This window comes from Streptomyces caatingaensis (assembly GCF_001187435.1).
Classification (GTDB): Bacteria; Actinomycetota; Actinomycetes; order Streptomycetales; family Streptomycetaceae; genus Streptomyces; species Streptomyces caatingaensis.
The window spans coordinates 222,593-241,003 of record NZ_LFXA01000011.1 but is presented as its reverse complement, the minus strand read 5'-3'; the positions used below and the strand labels follow the sequence as shown (position 1 = coordinate 241,003).

Annotated in this window: 13 protein-coding genes; 3 read left to right on the top strand and 10 right to left on the bottom strand. The window is 73.1% G+C overall.

The window, feature by feature from the left end; genetic code table 11:
- The 3 genes from rpsP to proS form a co-directional block, all read right to left on the bottom strand.
- Complete coding sequence (gene rpsP / locus AC230_RS18545) at positions 1 to 441, bottom strand: 30S ribosomal protein S16 (protein ID WP_049717392.1); 441 nt, start codon at positions 439 to 441, stop codon at positions 1 to 3.
- 195 nt (positions 442 to 636) lie between these two features.
- Complete coding sequence (locus tag AC230_RS18540; RefSeq protein WP_049717391.1) at positions 637 to 1,227, bottom strand: hypothetical protein; 591 nt, start codon at positions 1,225 to 1,227, stop codon at positions 637 to 639.
- Positions 1,228 to 1,404: 177 nt separating this feature from the next.
- Complete coding sequence (gene proS, locus AC230_RS18535) at positions 1,405 to 2,820, bottom strand: proline--tRNA ligase (RefSeq protein WP_049717390.1); 1,416 nt, start codon at positions 2,818 to 2,820, stop codon at positions 1,405 to 1,407.
- A gap of 282 nt (positions 2,821 to 3,102) precedes the next feature.
- Here proS and AC230_RS18530 point away from each other — a divergent pair, with 282 nt between their 5' ends.
- Positions 3,103 to 3,927: a class I SAM-dependent methyltransferase gene (locus AC230_RS18530; RefSeq protein ID WP_078871362.1), complete on the top strand. Its 825-nt coding sequence runs from the start codon at positions 3,103 to 3,105 to the stop codon at positions 3,925 to 3,927.
- Between the two features lie 69 nt (positions 3,928 to 3,996).
- Here the strand turns inward: AC230_RS18530 and ffh are convergent, their stop codons facing one another.
- The 5 genes from ffh to nsdA form a co-directional block, all read right to left on the bottom strand.
- Positions 3,997 to 5,541 (bottom strand): signal recognition particle protein, encoded by a 1,545-nt coding sequence (gene ffh, locus AC230_RS18525; protein ID WP_049717388.1) that lies wholly within the window; start codon positions 5,539 to 5,541, stop codon positions 3,997 to 3,999.
- Between the two features lie 129 nt (positions 5,542 to 5,670).
- Complete coding sequence (locus AC230_RS18520; RefSeq protein WP_049717387.1) at positions 5,671 to 8,073, bottom strand: [protein-PII] uridylyltransferase; 2,403 nt, start codon at positions 8,071 to 8,073, stop codon at positions 5,671 to 5,673.
- Positions 8,074 to 8,095: 22 nt separating this feature from the next.
- Positions 8,096 to 8,434, bottom strand: a complete 339-nt coding sequence (locus AC230_RS18515) for a P-II family nitrogen regulator (RefSeq protein ID WP_049717386.1) — start codon at positions 8,432 to 8,434, stop codon at positions 8,096 to 8,098.
- Positions 8,431 to 9,705, bottom strand: coding sequence for an ammonium transporter (locus AC230_RS18510; protein ID WP_049717385.1), 1,275 nt, complete (start codon positions 9,703 to 9,705; stop codon positions 8,431 to 8,433). The genes AC230_RS18515 and AC230_RS18510 overlap by 4 nt, the downstream gene beginning before the upstream one ends.
- A 347-nt stretch (positions 9,706 to 10,052) precedes the next feature.
- Entirely contained in the window at positions 10,053 to 11,570 is a 1,518-nt protein-coding gene (gene nsdA, locus AC230_RS18505; RefSeq protein ID WP_049717384.1) for a transcriptional repressor NsdA, read from the bottom strand.
- A gap of 437 nt (positions 11,571 to 12,007) precedes the next feature.
- Between nsdA and AC230_RS18500 the strand changes: the two genes are divergently transcribed.
- The gene (locus AC230_RS18500) at positions 12,008 to 12,679 is read left to right on the top strand and encodes a bifunctional DNA primase/polymerase (RefSeq protein ID WP_049717383.1); all 672 of its coding nucleotides are present in this window, start codon (positions 12,008 to 12,010) and stop codon (positions 12,677 to 12,679) included.
- Positions 12,680 to 12,799: 120 nt separating this feature from the next.
- Here the strand turns inward: AC230_RS18500 and ftsY are convergent, their stop codons facing one another.
- Complete coding sequence (gene ftsY, locus AC230_RS18495) at positions 12,800 to 14,035, bottom strand: signal recognition particle-docking protein FtsY (protein WP_049717382.1); 1,236 nt, start codon at positions 14,033 to 14,035, stop codon at positions 12,800 to 12,802.
- A gap of 230 nt (positions 14,036 to 14,265) precedes the next feature.
- On the opposite strand from ftsY, the gene AC230_RS18490 reads away from it, so the two are divergent.
- Positions 14,266 to 15,762, top strand: a complete 1,497-nt coding sequence (locus AC230_RS18490) for a purine-cytosine permease family protein (RefSeq protein WP_049717488.1) — start codon at positions 14,266 to 14,268, stop codon at positions 15,760 to 15,762.
- A gap of 1,105 nt (positions 15,763 to 16,867) precedes the next feature.
- Here the strand turns inward: AC230_RS18490 and AC230_RS18485 are convergent.
- A complete protein-coding gene (locus AC230_RS18485; protein WP_049717381.1) occupies positions 16,868 to 18,286 on the bottom strand; it encodes a sugar porter family MFS transporter in 1,419 nt (472 codons plus the stop codon).
- Between the last annotated feature and the right edge of the window lie 125 nt (positions 18,287 to 18,411).

Here is an 18,411-nt window from a genome sequence, read left to right as displayed (position 1 = left end):
TCAGGCCTCGGTCGACTCGGCGGACTCGGCGGCGTCGGCGGCCTCGTCCTTCTTCTCCGACTTCTTGGCCTTCGGGGTGATGGCCTCACCCTTCGCCTCGTTGGCCTCGAGAGCCTTGGTGAACTCCTCGAACGCGGCGCGCTTGTCCTTCGGCTCGGCCACGAGCATCGGGGCCGGGGCGGGCAGGCCCTTGAACTTCTGCCAGTCGCCGGTGACCTTGAGGATGGCCAGGACGGGCTCGGTCGGCTGGGCGCCGACGCTCAGCCAGTACTGGGCACGCTCGGAGTTGACCTCGATGCGCGAGGGGTTCTGCACCGGGTGGTACAGACCGATCTCCTCGATGGCCCGGCCGTCACGGCGGGTGCGGGAGTCGGCGACGACGATGCGGTAGTGAGGCGAACGGATCTTGCCCAGACGCTTCAGCTTGATCTTGACTGCCACTGGAGTGGTGTCTCCTGGTCTTGACGTGGTGGGGCACAACGGGATGCCACGTGGGGTTGCGGTACTCGCGTGCCCGATGGACGCGTCAGCCGGAGGAGAGAGGGGTCCTTTACGACTGTCGAGTACAGCCCCCTATTGTGCCACACCCGCCGGAGGGGGCCGACCCGGGGCCGGCCCCGCCCCCGCCGCCGGCCCTCAGCCCACCGACATGGCCTCGGGGATGCGGAACGGCTGGCCGCAGCCGCCGCACATGATCGGCGCCTGGGCGAGCACGGACGGCACGACGCGGACGTTGCGCCCGCACTCGCACACGGCCTTCACCCGCACCCCGCCGCCCGAGGACCCGTGCCGCGCGGCCGGGCCGCGGAAGGAGCGCGAGGTGTCCGCCGCCGTCGCGACCGTGTGTGCCTTGAGCGCGCGCTGGAGTCTGTCGATGGTGGGGCGGTAGCGCTTGCGCGCCTCCGGGGTGAGCACGACCAGGGAGAAGCCGCTGCTGGGGTGCGGCTCGTCACTGTGGTCGAGCCCCAGTTCCTCGGCGATCGCCAGGAACCGGCGATTGTGGTAGCGGCCGGCGCGTGAGGTGTCCCGGACACCGCGGGCGGCCGCGATGCCGTGCACTGCCTCGTGCAGCAGCCTTTCGAAGGAGAGCTCGGCGCCGCAAGCGGACGACGACTCCCCGATCAACGATTCGGGCGCGGCGAGATCCGGCAGCTCGGGGTGGAACCGCTGAATGTCGGCCCACGCCTGCGCCAGCTCTGCGGCGAGAACAGGTGGTGTCGTGCTCACGTCGTGACAACGAGTGGGGACGGCCCGGTGTTCCGATACCGGGCCATCCCAAATATTTTGCACGTACCAGTCAGTATCCAGCTGTATGCAGACCCACCCGTACGCTCCCGCCAACCCGGGGCGAACCTGACTCATGGGTCAGCGACGGGCCCGGGGGCACCCCGGGCCCGGCCCGGCTCAGTACGCGCGGCCGACGATCGCGATCGCACCCGGCGCGTCGTCCGCGTCCGGCACCCCGCCGTCCTCGGTGACCAGGCAGCGCACCGTCACCGCCTGCTCGGCCAGCTTCGCCTCGCCCTCGGCGCCCAGCGTCGCCCACGGGATCCGCGCCCAGCCGCCGGCGAGCGCGGCCTCGGCGGCCTGCTCCACCGTCGACACGTCCGAGGTGCGGGACTCGCGGCGCTCGCGGGACTGGCGCAGCAGCAGCTCCTGGTCCTCCTCCAGGACCTTCGGCAGCAGCGCGGCCAGCTCGTCGATGCGCACCGGCTCCTTGCCGCCGGGGATGCGGCGGGCCAGCATCGCGGCCCCGTTCTCCAGGTCGCGCGGGCCGATCTCGATGCGCACCGGGACGCCCTTGAGCTCCCAGTCGACGGCGCGGCGGCCGAAGGGGGTGTCGGTGCGGTCGTCGACCTGCACCCGCACACCCGCGGCCTTGAGGACGTCGCCGATCTCCCGGACCTTGGCCAGCACGGCCTCGTCGCCCTTGATCGCCAGGACGACGGCCTGGACGGGCGCGAGGCGCGGCGGGACGCGCAGGCCGTTGTCGTCGCCGTGCGACATGATCAGACCGCCGACCATGCGGGTCGAGACGCCCCAGGAGGTCTGCCAGACCAGCTCCTGCTGCCCGTCCTTCGACAGGTACGAGGTGTTGAACGCCTTGGCGAAGTTCTGGCCCAGCTCGTGGCTGGTACCCAGCTGCAGCGCCTTGCCGTCGCCCATCATGCCTTCGAGCGTGAGGGTGTTGATCGCGCCCGCGAAGCGCTCCTTGGGCGTCTTGCGGCCGAGCACCACGTCGATGCCCAGGACGTTGACCATGAAGTCGTAGTAGACCTCGCGGTGGATGCGCGCCGCGTAGTCGCGCGCGTCCTCGTAGGTGGCGTGCGCGGTGTGGCCCTCCTGCCAGAGGAACTCGCTGGTCCGCAGGAAGACGCGCGGACGCATCTCCCAACGCACCACGTTCGCCCACTGGTTGATCAGCAGGGGCAGGTCGCGGTAGCTCTGCACCCACTTCGAGAAGTACTCGTTGATGATCGTCTCGGAGGTCGGGCGGACGACGACCGGCTCCTCCAGCTCCTTGCCGCCGCCGTGCGTGACGACCGCGAGCTCCGGCGCGAAGCCCTCGACGTGCTCCGCCTCGCGCGTCAGGTACGACTGCGGGATGAACAGCGGGAAGTACGCGTTGGAGGCGCCCGCGTCCTTGATCCGGGCGTCCATCTCCTGCTGCATGCGCTCCCACAGCCCGTAGCCGTACGGGCGGATGACCATGGTGCCGCGCACCGGGCCGTTGTCGGCCAGCTCGGCCTTGTTGATCAGGTCCTGGTACCAGCGCGGGAAGTCTTCCGCCTGCGGAGTGAGAATGGGAGCCTTTGCCATGGTGCGAATGGTACGGGCCCGGCCCGGCCGAGTGTGAATCCGCTCGCCCGCAACCCCGCGTTCCCGGCCCGTTCAGGGTTTGCGGCTGGGTATTCAACTCATGCGGTGCGCGGCGGCACATGCCATCGCGGGCGGACGGGAACGTTCTGGCGCCTGCCCCCTGGACTCCCGGGCGGATGCGGGGTTCCCTGGCTCCGGGGGATGTTCGACAGCGCGCACGACAGCACATGGGGGGCGGCACTTCGGCCAGGACACCGAATTCGGCGGATTGGGGCGCATGCGATGACACCTACGCTCGTGCGACGGCACCGGCCGTCCCCGTCGTCGCCCCGGTCGCGGGCCCGCGACTGGGCGGAAATCCAGGAACGCATGCTCGTTCCGCTGTACGAAGCGGTCTACGAGCGGCTGGAAATCGACGCGGCCACCCGGCTGCTGAGCCTGGGCTGCGGCTCGGGGCTCGCCCTGCTGATGGCGGCGGCCCGCGGCGCCCGGGTCGGTGGCGTCGACACCGACGAGCGCCGGCTCGACCTCGCCCGTGAGCGGCTCGCGGCGCACCCGGCCGCCGCGACCGTCCGCCTCGGCACCGCGCCGGAGGACGTCGCGGACACCGACGGCCCGCCGTTCACCCTGGTCACCGCCTTCGACCCGCTCTACTGCGCGGACGGCACGACGCACGACATGGCCGCCGCCCTGGCCCGGGCCGCCGCCCTCGCCCGCCGCGGAGCCCCCGTCGTCCTGGCCGGCTGGGGGCCGCCGGAGCGCTGTGCCGCCTCCGGCGCCCTGCGGGTCGCGGCACGGCTGGCCGACCCCATGTCCACCGCGGGCCACTGGCGTCCCAACGGCCGGGACGACCTGGAGGACCTGGCGCGGCTGGCCGGGCTGCGGCCGGACGGCTCGGGGCGGGTGGCCTGCCCGTACGGCTACGCGGACCTGGCCAGCGCGGTCCGCGGACTGCTGTCCACCGGGGCCTTCGACGCGGCGGCGCGCACGACCGACCAGGAGCAGGTGTCCAAGGAGCTCACCGAGGCCGTCCACCCCTATCTCCGCGGGGACGGGACGGTGTGGATGCCGAATGTGTTCCGCTATCTCATCGCCCGTGTGGGCTGAGGGAGTTGGGGCGCCGAGTGTGAGGAAAAAGCCCCCGGCGGCGGGCCGAGGGCTTCCTTTCCATGGGACTCAGCCCATGAACTTCTTGAATTCGTCGGGGAGTTCGAACTTCTTGTCGCCATTGCCGGAGGGCAGGCCCAGCGGGTTGGCCGCGGCCTCTTCCCGGCGCGCGGCGGCGGCCGCCTCCTCCGCCTTGCGCTTCATCGGGTTGCCGCTCTGCCGCTTGCCCTTGGCCTGCTTCTGCTGCTTCTTCTTGCGGGACGCGCCGCCGCCCATGCCGGGCAGGCCCGGCATTCCCGGCATGCCGCCGCCCTGGGCCATGCGCGACATCATCTTGCGGGCGTCGAAGAACCGCTCCACCAACTGCTTGACGGCGCTGACGTCCACGCCCGAGCCCTTGGCGATACGGGCCCGGCGCGAGCCGTTGATGATCGTCGGGTCCTGACGCTCGGCCGGGGTCATCGACTTGATGATCGCGGCGGTGCGGTCGACGTCGCGCTCGTCGAGGTTGTTGATCTGGTCCTTGATCTGGCCCATGCCCGGCAGCATCCCGAGCAGCTTGGAGATCGAGCCCATCTTGCGGACCTGCTCCATCTGCGCCAGGAAGTCGTCGAGCGTGAACTCCTTGGGGCCCTTCGCCAGCTTGGCCGCCATCTTCTCGGCCTCGGCCTGGCTGAAGGTCTGCTCGGCCTTCTCGATCAGGGTGAGCATGTCGCCCATGTCGAGGATGCGGGACGCCATGCGGTCCGGGTGGAACGCGTCGAAGTCGTCCAGCTTCTCGCCGTTGGAGGCGAACATGATCTGCTTGCCGGTGACGTGCGCGATCGACAGCGCGGCACCGCCGCGGGCGTCGCCGTCGAGCTTGGAGAGCACGACGCCGTCGAAGCCGACGCCGTCGCGGAACGCCTCGGCGGTGTTGACCGCGTCCTGACCGATCATCGCGTCGACCACGAACAGCGTCTCGTCCGGGCTGACGACCGCCTTGATGTCCGCGGCCTGCTGCATCATCTCGGCGTCGATGCCGAGGCGGCCGGCGGTGTCCACGATCACGATGTCGTGGACCTTGGACTTCGCGTACTCGATCGAGTCCTTGGCGACCTGGACCGGGTCGCCGACGCCGTTGCCCGGCTGCGGCGCGTAGACCGCGACGCCGGCGCGCTCGGCGACGACGCTCAGCTGGTTGACGGCGTTCGGGCGCTGGAGGTCACAGGCGACCAGCAGCGGACTGTGCCCCTGCTTCTTCAGCCAGAGGCCGAGCTTGCCCGCGAGGGTCGTCTTACCGGCGCCCTGGAGGCCGGCGAGCATGATGACGGTGGGGGCGGTCTTGGCGAAGCGCAGGCGGCGGGTCTCGCCGCCGAGGATCGTGACGAGCTCGTCGTTCACGATCTTGATCACCATTTGCGCCGGATTCAGCGCCTGGGAGACCTCGGAGCCGAGTGCCCGCTCCTTCACCTGCTTGATGAAGGCCCGGACCACCGGAAGGGCGACGTCCGCCTCCAGCAGGGCGATGCGGATCTCGCGCGCGGTGGCGTCGATGTCCGCCTCACTCAGGCGTCCCTTGCCCCGGAGGGTCTTAAAAGTGTTCGCCAAGCGGTCGGAAAGGGTATCGAACACGGCGCTCGTCGGTCCTCGGGGTCGGGGGCGGTGGAAATCGCCCTCCAGGGTATCCGCACCCGGGGTGGAGGGAGCCCCGGTCCCGCCCTTTCACCGTTTCTCCGGGGGGCGGGGCCCGGGCACAACCCCTCACCCCAGCGCCCGCTGCACCGCCTCCGCCACGGCCACCGCCTCCCGCCCCGCCAGCGGACAGCCATCCACCCCCGTCACATAGAACGCATCGACCGCACTGCCCCCCAACGTCGACACATGCGCACTCCGCACCCACACCCCCGCCCCCTCCAGCGCCCGCCCGATCCGGTGCAGCAGCCCGGGGGCGTCCGCCGCCCGGACCTCCAGGACCGTCGCGGACCGCGAGCCGCCCTCCGCGACGGTGACCGAGGGCGGCGGGAGCAGGCCCCGGCGCCGGGGCGCGTACGCGGCCTCCCGCTCCGCCAGCCGCCCGGCCACGTCCAGCGATCCGTCCAGCGCCCGCACCAGGTCGTTGCGCAGCCGCGCCGCCTCCGGCAGCTCGCCGTACTCCGTCGCGACCCGCCACCGCAGCAGCAGGACGCCGGCCACGGCCCGTACGTCGGCCGCGCGCACCGTCAGCCGGTGCAGCGCGAGGACCCCGGCCGCGGCCGGGAGCACCCCCGGCTGGTCCGGCACGGCGAGCAGCAGCTCGGCGCCGTCCCCGTGGGAGGACAGCCGCACCAGCGGGCCGCCGGACGTCCTCGCCCGCTCCGCCAGCCGCAGCTGGCCGTCCGTCGGCGGGGCGGGGTCCGCCCGCTCCCCGGCCGGCTCGCCCGCGAGCACCGCCGCCGCGCGCCGTACGAGGTCCGTGACGAGCGACGCCCGCCAGGCGCTCCACGCCGCCGGCCCGGTGGCCAGCGCGTCGGCCTCGGTGAGGGCGTGGAGCAGCTCCAGCGTCCCGGCGTCCGCGACGGCCTCGGTGACCGCGCGGACCGTGGCCGGGTCGTCGAGGTCGCGCCTGGTCGCGGTCTCGACGAGGAGCAGATGGTGGCGGACGAGGGTGGCGACGACCGCGGCGTCGCCGGCGTCGAAGCCGGTCCGCAGGGCCACGTCCCGGGCGACGGCCGCGCCCTCGACGGAGTGATCGCCGTCGCCCCCCTTGCCGATGTCGTGCAGCAGCGCGGCGACGAGCAGCAGGTCGGGCCGGGCGACGCGGCGGGCCAGGGCGGCGGCCCGGACGCAGGTCTCGACCAGGTGCCGGTCGACGGTCCAGCGGTGGACGGCGTTGCGCTGCGGCCGGTGGCGCACCCGCTCCCACTCGGGCAGGAGCCGCGAGACGAGCCCCTCCGTCTCCAGCGCCTCCCAGGCGGCGACCGTGGGCTCGCCGGCCCCGAGCAGGGTGACGAGTTGCTCGCGGGCCTCGGCGGGCCAGGGCACGGGCAGCGGTCCGGCGGCCGCGAGCCGCCGCACGGTGTGGGGGGCCAGCGGTAGCCCGGCCCGCGCCGCCGCGGCCGCGGCCCGCAGCGGCAGGACGGGGTCGCGGTCGGGCCGCGCCGTCCGGGCGAGGACCGCCTCGCCGTCCTGCTCGACGACGCCCTCGGCGAGCGGCAGCCGCTCCGGCTCGACGAACCCGCCGCGCCCCCCGCGCCCGCCGAGGACCCGTCGCAGCCGCGGCCGCGCGGAGCGGGAGCGCAGCACCCGGCCGACCTCGCGCCAGGTCACGTCGCCCGCGTACGAGACGGTGGCGGCGGCCCGGTAGACGCGGCGCAGCAGGGCGTCGGCGTCGGGGAGGCCGAGGGCGGCGGCGACCTGGTCCTGGTCGTGCAGGGTGAGGCGGTCGGTGGCGCGTCCGGTGGCCCGGTGGAGGGCGTCACGGGTGTCGAGGAGCAGGGTGCGGGCCTCCTCCAGTCCCCGGCGGGGGGCGTCGGCGAGCCAGGAGGCGGCGACGGCGCGCAGGGCGGTGGCGTCCCGGAGACCGCCGCGGGCCTCCTTGAGGTCGGGTTCGAGGAGGAAGCGCAACTCGCCCTGGCGTTCGGCGCGTTCGTCGCACAGCGCGCGGAGTTCGGGGAGCCGGCGGGGGGCCTGGGCGCGCCAGTCGGCGTACGCGGCGGTGCGCACGGCGGTGGTGAGGGCGGGGTCGCCGGCGAGGTGGCGGGCGTCGAGGAGGCCGAGGTGGACCTTGAGGTCGTCGGCGGCGGTGGCGCGGGCCCCGGCCGGGGTGCGGACGGCGTGGTCGAGGGCGAGGCCCATGTCCCACACGGGGTACCAGACGCGGTCGGCGAGGGCGGCGACGCGGCCGGGGTCTGCGCCGGGGTGGTGCAGCAGGAGGAGGTCGAGGTCGCTGCGCGGGGAGAGTTCGCCGCGTCCGTAGCCGCCGACGGCGACGAGGGCGACGTCGGGGGCGCGGCCGAGGAGGGCGGTGAGCCAGTCGTCGGTGAGGCGGGCGAGGGCGGTGCGCAGCGCGGGCCCGGCGGGTGTCTCCCCGGCCGGCGCCTCCCCGGCGAGGAGGCGGAGCCGGGCCGCGGCGTAGCCGCCGGTGTCCGTCACGGCGTCGGTGGGTCGCAGGCCGGTGGGGGTCAAGTCGGCTCCCTCCTGGGGCGGTTCACAGGGCGTCGGGGCCGCGCTCGCCGGTGCGGACGCGGACGACGGTCTCGACGGGGACGACCCAGACCTTGCCGTCGCCGATCTTGCCGGTGCGGGCGGCGGTGACGATGACGTCGACGACGTCGGGGGCGTCCTGGTCCTCGACGAGGACCTCCAGCCGGGTCTTGGGGAGGGTGTCGATGCGGTACTCGGCCCCGCGGTAGACCTCGGTGTGGCCGCGCTGGCGCCCGTGCCCCTGGACCTCGGTGATGGTCAGGCCCTGGATGCCGAACCGCTGGAGGGCGTCCTTGACGTCGTCGACGCGGTGCGGTTTGACGACGGCGGTGACGAGCTTCATGCGTCCACCTTCTTGTGGTGCGGTGCTTCGTGCGGGGTCGGGGGCGCGCTGCGGAGCGCCGTGGTGCCGCCGGCGGCGCTGTGGTCGTAGGCGGTCTCGGCGTGGAACGCCCGGTCGAGGCCGGCGATCTCGTCGTCCTCGGCGGCGCGGAAGCCGATGACCTTGTCGACGAGTGTGGCGAGCAGCCAGGAGAGGGTGAAGGAGTAGGCGAGGACGGCGAAGGCGCCGGCGGCCTGGCGGCCGAGCTGGACGGCCCCGCCGACGCCGTCGGTCGCGAGGAGCCCGACGAGGAGCGTGCCGAGGAGGCCGCCGACGAGGTGGACGCCGATCACGTCGAGGGAATCGTCGTAGCCCAGGCGGAACTTGAGGCCGACGGCCCAGGAGCAGACGGCTCCGGCGACGACGCCGATGAGGAGGGCGCCGAAGGCGTTCACGGCGGCGCCGGAGGGGGTGATGGCGACGAGGCCGGCGACGGCGCCGGAGGCGGCGCCGAGGGTGGTGAACGCGCCGTGGCGGACGCGTTCGTAGGCGAGCCAGCCGAGCATGGCGGCGCCGGTGGCGATCTGGGTGTTGAGGGCCATGGTGGCGGCGGTGCCGTTGGCGGCGAGCGCGGAGCCGGCGTTGAAGCCGAACCAGCCGAACCAGAGGAGTCCGGCGCCGAGCATCACCAGCGGGAGGCTGTGGGGGCGCATGGGGTCCTTGCGGAAGCCGATGCGCTTGCCGACGACGAGGAGCGCGGCGAGCGCGCCGACACCGGCGTTGATGTGGACGGCCGTTCCGCCGGCGAAGTCGATCACCTTGAGCTTGAAGAGCCAGCCGCCGGGCTGCCAGACCCAGTGGGCGACCGGGAAGTAGACCACGCTGACCCAGAGCGTGATGAACAGGCACCAGGCGCTGAACTTCACCCGGTCCGCGAGGGCGCCGCTCATCAGGGCGGGGGTGATGACCGCGAACATCAGCTGGAAGAGGGCGAACGCGAAGACGGGGATGCCCTCCTTGCCGCCGGTGAGGGTCTCGGGCCGGATGCCCTTGAGGCCGATGTGGTCCAGGTTGCCCAGGAGTCCGGCGCCGATGTCGTCGCCGAAGGCGAGCGAGTAGCCGAAGAGCACCCAGAGCACGGTGACGATGCCGAGCGAGACGAAGGACATCATCAGCATGTTGAGGGCGCTCTTGACCCGGACCATGCCGCCGTAGAAGAAGGCCAGGCCCGGCGTCATCAGCATGACGAGCGCGGCGCTGATCAGGACGAACGCGGTGTCTGCGGCATTCACGACCGTGTCTCCTCGCGGCTGGGGCCCGCGTCCCCGTGCGCGAGGGGTCCTTGGCGGGCCGGTGTGTGGCCACGAGGCTGACGCAGTGCGGTTTCGGCCAGGACAGACGGCTGTTTCACGGCGGTGACGAAGGCGGCCCGTGTGTTACGGCACGGTGAACGGCGCTCGCCCCGCGTCCCTCGCGTCCCGCCCCCGGCGCCCTGCCCTCGGTGCCCGGCCGGCCGCCGCCGGGTACGGGTCCGGCCGCGGCGACCGCCCGGTGTGACCGGCGTGGGGGAGCCGAGTCGGGCTTGTTCGGGAGGGTCGCCGCGGCCGGGGTCGGGGGGGCCGGGAGGGGGCCCGGCGGCTCACATCGCCTGGGCCGCCTCGGATTCCGGCAGGTGGGTGGCGAGCTGCTCGCCGAGGTCGCGCACCTCGGCGACGCCGCCGAAGTCGCGCAGGGCGGTGCCGGCGGTCTTGCGGAGGCGGTTGTTGACCCGCTCGGAGCGGACCTGCTTGGCGATGCGGAGCGCCTTGCCCAGGTGCGCCGTGGACTCCTCGGGCTCGCGCTCCATCAGATCCACGGTGGCCAGGCCGATGAGATTGAGCGCGTAGGAGCGCTGGTGCTCGCCGTCCTCCTCGAAGAGGGCGACGGCACGCTCCATCTTGGGGCGGGCGAGCGTGGCGTACGTGGGGCTGCGGCCCGCGACATAGGCGAGGTCGCGGAAGGAGTGGGCGTTCTCCGCGTTGAGCTCGGCCTCGGAGAAGAAGCCGATCCAGTCGGGGTCGCCGTCGCGGGGGGTGCAGTCGGAGAAGCAGTCCTCGGCCATGCCCACGGCCCGTTTGCACTTGGCGGGCTGGCCCATGGTCGCGTAGGCGCGGCCCTCCATCGCATACAACATGGCCTGGGTGCGCGGCGTGGCCGTCTCCCGCGAACCGTACTGGCCGAGGTGGATCAGCTCCAACGCGTCCTCGGGGCGGCCGAGATGGATCATCTGGCGGCTCATGCTGGAGAGGACGTAGGCGCCGAGGGAACGGTCGCCCGCCTCCTTCGCGGCGTGCAGCGCCAGCACGAAGTACTTCTGGGCGGTGGCGTGCAGGCCCACGTCGTAGCTCATCCAGCCCGCGAGCTGGGCCAGTTCGGCGGCGACCTTGAAGAGGCGCCTGGAGGTCTCACCGGACTGGGGCTCCTGGAGCAGGTCGGTGACCTCGTGGAGCTGCCCGACGACGGCCTTGCGGCGCAGGCCGCCGCCGCACTGGGCGTCCCAGGCGCGGAACATCCGGGTGGTGGACTCCAGGAGGTCGAGCTCGGGCCCGGACAGCCGGGCACGGCGGGAGCCGCCGGCGTCGGCCGGGCGCTCGCCGGTGACGGACGGGGTGGGCACCAGCCAGCGCTGCATGGGCTCGATGAGGGCGGGGCCGGCGGAGAGCACGAGCGAGGTGCCGAGGAAGCCCCGGCGGGCCAGCATCAGATCGCTGCGGGAGAACTCGCTGATCAGCTCGACGGTCTGGGGGGCGGCCCAGGGCATGTCGACGCCCGAGACGGACGGCGACTGGTGGGCGACGCGCAGGCCGATGTCCTCCACGCCGACGACGCAGCCGAAGCGCTCGGAGAACAGCTCGGAGAGGATCTTGGGGATGGGCTCGCGGGGCTGCTCGCCGTCGAGCCAGCGGCGCACCCGGGAGGTGTCGGTGCTGATGTGGTGGGCGCCGAGCTGCCGGGCGCGGCGGTTCACCTGGCGCGCGAGCTCGCCCTTGGACCATCCGCTGCGCAGGAACCAGGAGTTGAGCTGCTCGTTGGGGCGCTTCTCCGGTTTGTCGCCGCCCGGCCGGGCGGCCCCCGCCGAACCGCCGGCACCACCGGTGCCACTGACGCTGCCGTCCACTGGAACGCCCCCATCCCGACCCTTCGCTCCCGCTTCCCGTGCGCGGAGCAGCCTGTGTTGCGAACCGCCGGCGCCCCGCGCCGGTCACGTCGGACCGCGGCACGGGCCCGCCGGATGGGGCCGCCGCTCGCGGTTCACACACCGAAAGTAATCCTACGATCACGGTCGAGGCGAGTGCAGTCCAGCAATCGCCACCATTCGCCACCCCAAGGAATGAACTCCCGGCCCTCCCGGCACGCTTGACTTGACGCAGGCGCCCGACAAGGGCGGAAAGGGGGGCGGAGCAGCGGCGGCCGGGTGCGCGGCACGGCGCGTGCGGCGGCTCCCGCCACCCGCCGCACACCGTCGCGCCGTAGCGAAGCAGGTCGTCCACGACCGTGAGTGTCCGCGAAACTCCGACCCGTAACCAACCGCGAACAGGACCCGTTGGAGGGGGCATGGGCTTCACAATCGGCGGCATCCGGGATCTGCGTTCGGGCTCTCGGCGCCGGGGCCGCGCGTCCGGATCCGCGACCACCGTCGCGGAATACACCGGGTTGTGGGGCTGGGACGTGACGCCCGGTGCCCACGCCGTGCGCACGGGCCAGCGGGCGGTCTGCTCGTGCGGCGCCGCCGACTGCCCCTCCCCCGGGGCCCATCCGCTCCCTCTCGCCCCCGCCGTCCCCGCGGGCGCCACGCTCGACGAGGCCGCCGCGGCCTGGTCCCGGGTCCCGGGCGCGGCCGTACTGCTGCCCGTGGGGCGCTCGTTCGACGTCCTGGAGGTCGCCGAGGCGGCCGGGCGGCACGCGCTGGCCCGGCTGGAGCGCATGGGGCTCCCGCTCGGCCCGGTGGCCCTCACCCCGCACGGCCGCGCGCAGTTCTTCGTCGCCCCGGGCGCCGCCGCCGAACTGCCGCGCCTGCTCTACCGGATGGGCTGGGACGACGCCCGGCTCGACCTGCACGGCCTGGGCCCCGGCGACCACATCACCGCCCCGCCCTCGGACTTCGCCGGCCTCGGCCCGGTGCGCTGGCTGCGCGCGCCGGCCCTCGACACGGCGTACCGCCCGCCGGAGGCACGGCTCCTGCTCGGCACCCTCGCCTACGTCTGCCACCGCTCGGGCACCGGCTGACCCGTCCGTCCCGCCGTCCCCCTCCCGTCCGACCGTTCCCTTCCCGTCCCGCCGTACGCGAACGGGCCCTGCCGCAACCCCGCGTGCGACAGGACCCGTTGGTCCGGGAGGACCGGACGCTCAGTCCCCGATGAGCGCGTCGACGAACGCCTCCGGCTCGAACGGCGCGAGGTCGTCCGCCCCCTCGCCCAGGCCCACCAGCTTGACGGGCACGCCGAGTTCGCGCTGGACGGCGACGATGATGCCGCCCTTGGCGGTGCCGTCGAGCTTGGTCAGCACGACACCGGTGATGTTGACGACCTCGGCGAAGACGCGGGCCTGCACAAGCCCGTTCTGCCCGGTGGTGGCGTCCAGCACCAGCAGCACCTCGTCCACCGAGCCGTGCTTCTCGACGACGCGCTTGACCTTGCCCAGCTCGTCCATGAGCCCGGTCTTCGTGTGCAGCCGGCCGGCGGTGTCGATGAGGACGACGTCGGCGGCCTCGGCGATGCCCTCCTTGACCGCGTCGAACGCGACCGAGGCGGGGTCGCCGCCCTCGGGGCCGCGGACCGTGCGGGCGCCGACGCGCTCGCCCCAGGTCTGCAGCTGATCGGCGGCGGCCGCGCGGAAGGTGTCGGCCGCGCCGAGGACGACGGACTTGCCGTCGGCGACGAGGACGCGGGCGAGCTTGCCGGTGGTGGTGGTCTTGCCGGTGCCGTTGACGCCGACGACCATGACGACGCCGGGCTTCTCCCCGCCGTCGGGGCCGACGCCGGGCTCGGTGTGCACGCTGCGGTCGGTGTCCGTGCCGATCAGCGCGAGCAGCTCCTCGCGCAGCAGGCCGCGCAGCTCCTCGGGGGTGCGGGTGCCGAGCACCTTCACGCGCTCGCGCAGCCGCTCGACCAGCTCCTGCGTGGGCGCGACGCCCACGTCGGCCGTCAGCAGGGTGTCCTCGATCTCCTCCCAGGTGTCCTCGTCGAGATGCTCGCGGGAGAGCAGGGTCAGCAGCCCCTTGCCCAGCGAGTTCTGCGACCGCGACAGCCGGGCCCGGAGCCGGACGAGCCGGCCGGCGGTGGGCTCGGGCACCTCGACCTCGGGTGCGGCCGGGGCCTCGGGGGCCGCCGGCTCCACGGCGGGCTCCTCCACGGCCGGCGCCTCGGCCGGCGGGAGCTCCACCTCCTCGACGGTGCGGCGCTTCTCTTCGCTCGGGGCCTCGGCCTCCTCGCCGACGTGGGGCTCGGCGGGCGGCGCGGTGACGGACGGGCTGCTCGGCGGCGCCGGGGGCAGCTGCTTCTTCTTGCGGCTGCTCACCACGAGCCCGCTGATCGCGCCGAGCGCGACCACAGCGATGACTACGGCAAGGATGACGATTTCCATAACGCCCCCAGTATCGGACACCCCGGCGGCCGGGGGCGGCGGTGCGCCGGGGTCGGCCGAAGTGGGCCGTATTTGTGCGTTGCCACAAGGACCAATGGCACTAACCGGCCAAAGTTAGATCAAAGTACGATGGCCGAGGCTCGCGCCACGCGCGTAGAGTCCCAACGTTCCCTTCTGTCCAGGCCCCGCCCTGCAACACCCCGCTCGGAGCCCCCGATATGGCCCCCACCATGGACCACGCTGCCGAAGGCGCCAACGTGTCCAGCGTCGATGCCGCCGAAGGCGCCATCGAGACCCGCGGCATCGAACCCGTGCCGGATCACGAACGGCACGGCCGGGTCCGGGAGCTCTTCCCGACCTGGGTCGCCGCCAACATCAGTGTGCTGCTGCTCACCATGGGCGCCGCGCTGATCGTCTTCAACTCCCTGAACTTCTGGCAGGTGTTGATCGTCGCCATCGCCGCCGCGGTGGTCTCCTTCGGCCTGGTCGGCGTGCTGTCGGTCTCCGGCAAGTGGGGCGGGGCGCCGGGCGCGATGCTCTCCCGCGCCACGTTCGGCGTCCGCGGCAACCTCTTCCCGGGCTCGATCCTGTGGGTCGCCCGCTTCGGCTGGGAGACGATCAACGCGGTCACCGGTGCGTACGCCGTGCTCACCGTGCTCGACCTGCTCTTCGGCATCAGCAGCAACACGCCTCTCATCGTGGTCACGCTGTTCGCCTTCGTCGCCTCGACGTTCCTGGTGAGCGGCATGGGCCGCAAGGCGCTGAACGTCTGCAACAAGTGGTCCACGTACCTCTTCGGCGTCTTCAGCGTCCTGGTGCTCGGCTATCTGATCGTCCACGTCGACTGGCACGACGTCTTCTCCAAGCCCGCGGGCTCCACGGCGATGCTGATCGCCGGCATCGGCACCATCGCGGCGGGCGGCATCAGCTGGGTGCCCACCGGCCCCGACTTCGCGCGCTACCTGCCGCACGCCGCCTCCGGCAAGAAGATCGTCGGGACGACGGTCTCGGGCGCGGGCATCGTCATGGTCCCGATGGTCCTCATGGGCGCGGTCATGGCCGTCTCCACCCCCGACCTCGCCAAGGCGCAGGACCCGGTCTCCTTCCTCGGCGACCTGCTGCCGACCTGGCTGGCCGTGCCGTACCTGATCACCGCGATCGTCGGCATGCTGCTGATCAACAGCCTCTCGATGTACTCGGCCGGCTTCACCGCCCAGACCATGGGCGTCAAGCTGCCGCGCGCCGCGGCGGTCAGCATCAACGCGATGATCTCGCTGGTCGGCGGTCTGCTGCTGATGCTGGTGGCGACGAGCTTCCTCAGCTCCTTCATCACCTTCCTGATCCTGCTGGCGGTCTCCTTCTCCGCCTGGATCGGCGTCTACGCGGTGGACATGTTCCGCCGCCGGACCCGCGCCGTGCGCTACGACCCGGAAGCCCTGATGGACACCGGCCGCACCAGCCGCTACTGGTACGCGGGCGGCTTCTGCTGGCAGGCCATGACCGCCTGGACGATCGCCCTGGCCGCGGGCCTGTGCTTCACCGACTGCGCCTGGTTCTCCGGCCCCCTGGCCTCCACCTTCATCGGCAAGTACGGCCTGGGCTGGGCCGCGACGATCGTCATCTCGGCCCTCGTGATGGCCCTCCTCCCGACCCCCCGCGAGGGCGACGACGCCCCCGCCCCGGACGCGACGAGCGCCCGTCGCGAGCCGGAGAAGGTCTCGGCGTAACACGCCACCCGGCCCACACCCCGAAGGGCCCGCCTTGTGAGGCGGGCCCTTCGGGGTGTCTGCTTCACGGGGGCCGTGGTCGCGTGGGGGCCGGGTGCCCGGGGCGAGGTGCCCGGGGCGGGGGCGCGGGGCAGAGTGCATGACTCGGTACGCGTGGCTTGGCGCGCCCGGGGCGACGTGCGTGGACGGCGCGCATGGTTCGGCATGCACGGAGCGGCGTGCATGGGACGTCGCGCCTGGGGCCGGGCTGTCCGGCCCGGGGCGCGTGGCGTGTCGGCCCCAGTGTGCCCGGCACGGCTCGGCTCGGCCGCGAGGCGTGGACTGGCTGGGCACGTCCGGCTCGTGCGGGCACGGGCCCGCGGGGCGTAGCTGCGCACGGACTTGCCCGGCCCGGCGCGTCCAGCCGGTGGGCACGCGCCCGCGGGCCGTACCTCCGCCTGGGCCTGCGCAGCCGGGCTTCGCGGCGCATCCGGCTCGTACGAGCGCGGGCCCGCAGGCCGAGTCCGGGTGCGGGCTCGCTCGTCCAGCGCTCCGGCCCGTGCGGGCAGGGGACCATGGGCCCGAACCTGCCGGGCGTGCCCCGACTCGGGCGCATCCGGCCCGGCGTGGCTGGCCCGCCTGCCCGGCTTGCCGCTTGCGGCCCGTACGGGCGCGTGCCTGCCGGCCGTGCGGGTCTGCCCGGACCCGACGAGGCGACCGGCCCACGCCGGCCGTGCCTGTGTACGGGCGGCCTCTGGCCCCGCCCTGGCTCGGGACATGCGGCCGTACGCCCGGGGGCGGCCGCCGACCAGGCGCGGACCAGGGTCTCCATCAGCTGCCCCGTACGGGCGGGTCAAGGCCCGCCAAGGCACCGGCCGGCGGCCACCACGCGGCCCGCACCAGCCTGACGCCACCAAGGGCGGCGCCCCCCGGCCCGCGCCGGGCCCGCAGCCCGTACCCCGCCGCCCGGCGAGGCCGGGCCGGGCCGCAGCCCGGCAGCCGCCCGCCGTGCGGACGCCGTGCGGACGGCGTCCCCCGTACGCGCACCCGAAAACCACAAGGGCGTTGCCCCGGCTCGGTGAGCCGGGGCAACGCCCTTGGCGAGGAGTGGGCGGCGGGGGGGGTGTCAGCCCATCTCCTCCAACGCCTTGCCCTTGGTCTCCTTGACGTACTTGAGCACGAAGGGGATCGAGAGCACGGCGAAGACCGTGTAGATGATGTACGTACCCGACAGGTTCCACTCGGACAGGCTCGGGAAGCTCGCCGTGATGGCCCAGTTGGCGATCCACTGCGCGGACGCCGCGACGCCGAGGGCCGCCGCGCGGATCCGGTTGGGGAACATCTCGCCGAGGAAGACCCAGACGACGACACCCCAGGACAGGGCGAAGAAGAGCACGAACGCGTGGGCGGCGATGAGGGCCACCGTGCCCTGGGCGGTCGGCAGGGAGCCGTCCGCGGCCTGCGAGGAGAAGGCCCAGGCCTCCAGGGCCAGGGAGACGGCCATACCCGCGGAACCGACGATCGCGAGCGGCTTGCGGCCGATCCGGTCGACGAAGATCATCGCGATCACGGTGCCGACGATGTTGATGATCGACGTGGTGAACGAGTAGAGGAACGAGTCGCTCGGGTCGATGCCCACGGACTGCCACAGGGTCGCCGAGTAGTAGAAGGCGACGTTGATGCCGACGAGCTGCTGGAAGACCGAGAGGCCGATGCCGATCCAGACGATGGGCAGCAGGCCGGCCTTGCCGCCGATCAGGTCCTTGAACGTGGACTTGTGCTCGCTGCGCATCGCGTCCTCGATCTCGGCGACGCGCGCGTCGAGGTCGATGCCCTTGCCCTCGACGTCCGCCAGGACGGACTTGGCCTTCTCGACGCGGCCGACGGAGATCAGGAAGCGCGGGGACTCGGGGATCACGAAGGAGAGCAGGCCGTAGAGGACGGCCGGGACGACCATGACGCCGAGCATCAGCTGCCAGGCCTCGATGCCCATGAGCTTGCCGCGCTGGTCGCCGTCGGCGAGGTTGAGGATGCCCCAGTTGACGAGCTGCGAGATCGCGATGCCGACGACGATCGCGGCCTGCTGGAAGGAGCCGAGGCGGCCGCGGTAGGCCGGCGGGGACACCTCGGCGATGTAGGCGGGGCCGATGACGGAGGCCATGCCGATGGCGATGCCGCCGAGGACGCGCCAGAGGGCGAGGTCCCACAGGGCGAACGGCAGGGCCGAGCCGACGGCGCTCAGCGTGAAGAGGGTCGCCGAGATCTGCATCACGCGGATGCGGCCGATCCGGTCGGCGAGCCGGCCCGCGGTGGCCGCGCCGATGGCGCAGCCGATCAGCGCGATGGCGATGACCTGGGCCAGGGCGGCGGAGCCGATGCCGTACTTCCCGCGGATGCCCTCGACCGCGCCGTTGATCACGGAGCTGTCGTAGCCGAAGAGGAAGCCACCCATGGCCGCGGCCGCGGTGATGAAGATGACGTGGCCGAGGTGGTCCGGCTGGGCCTTGCGGCCCTCGGCCCCCTGCGCCATCGCAGTGCTGGTCAACGTGTACTCCTGGGGTCCCTCCCGGCGACGTTGCCGGAAAGGTGTGGGGGTGGCCTTCCCGTGGGGCACAAGATCCAAGTGCCCACCCGTTGAAGGCATAAGCGACGCAGCAGACCCTATGCCTT

Bases quoted from the DNA above. Each gene is read 5' to 3' on its own strand.
- proS (WP_049717390.1), bottom strand. From the start codon at position 2,820: ATGGCAAAGGCTCCCATTCTCACTCCGCAGGCGGAAGACTTCCCGCGC.
- AC230_RS18530 (WP_078871362.1), top strand. From the start codon at position 3,103: ATGACACCTACGCTCGTGCGACGGCACCGGCCGTCCCCGTCGTCGCCC.
- AC230_RS18515 (WP_049717386.1), bottom strand. From the start codon at position 8,434: ATGAAGCTCGTCACCGCCGTCGTCAAACCGCACCGCGTCGACGACGTC.
- AC230_RS18500 (WP_049717383.1), top strand. From the start codon at position 12,008: ATGGGCTTCACAATCGGCGGCATCCGGGATCTGCGTTCGGGCTCTCGG.
- ftsY (WP_049717382.1), bottom strand. From the start codon at position 14,035: ATGGAAATCGTCATCCTTGCCGTAGTCATCGCTGTGGTCGCGCTCGGC.
- AC230_RS18490 (WP_049717488.1), top strand. From the start codon at position 14,266: ATGGACCACGCTGCCGAAGGCGCCAACGTGTCCAGCGTCGATGCCGCC.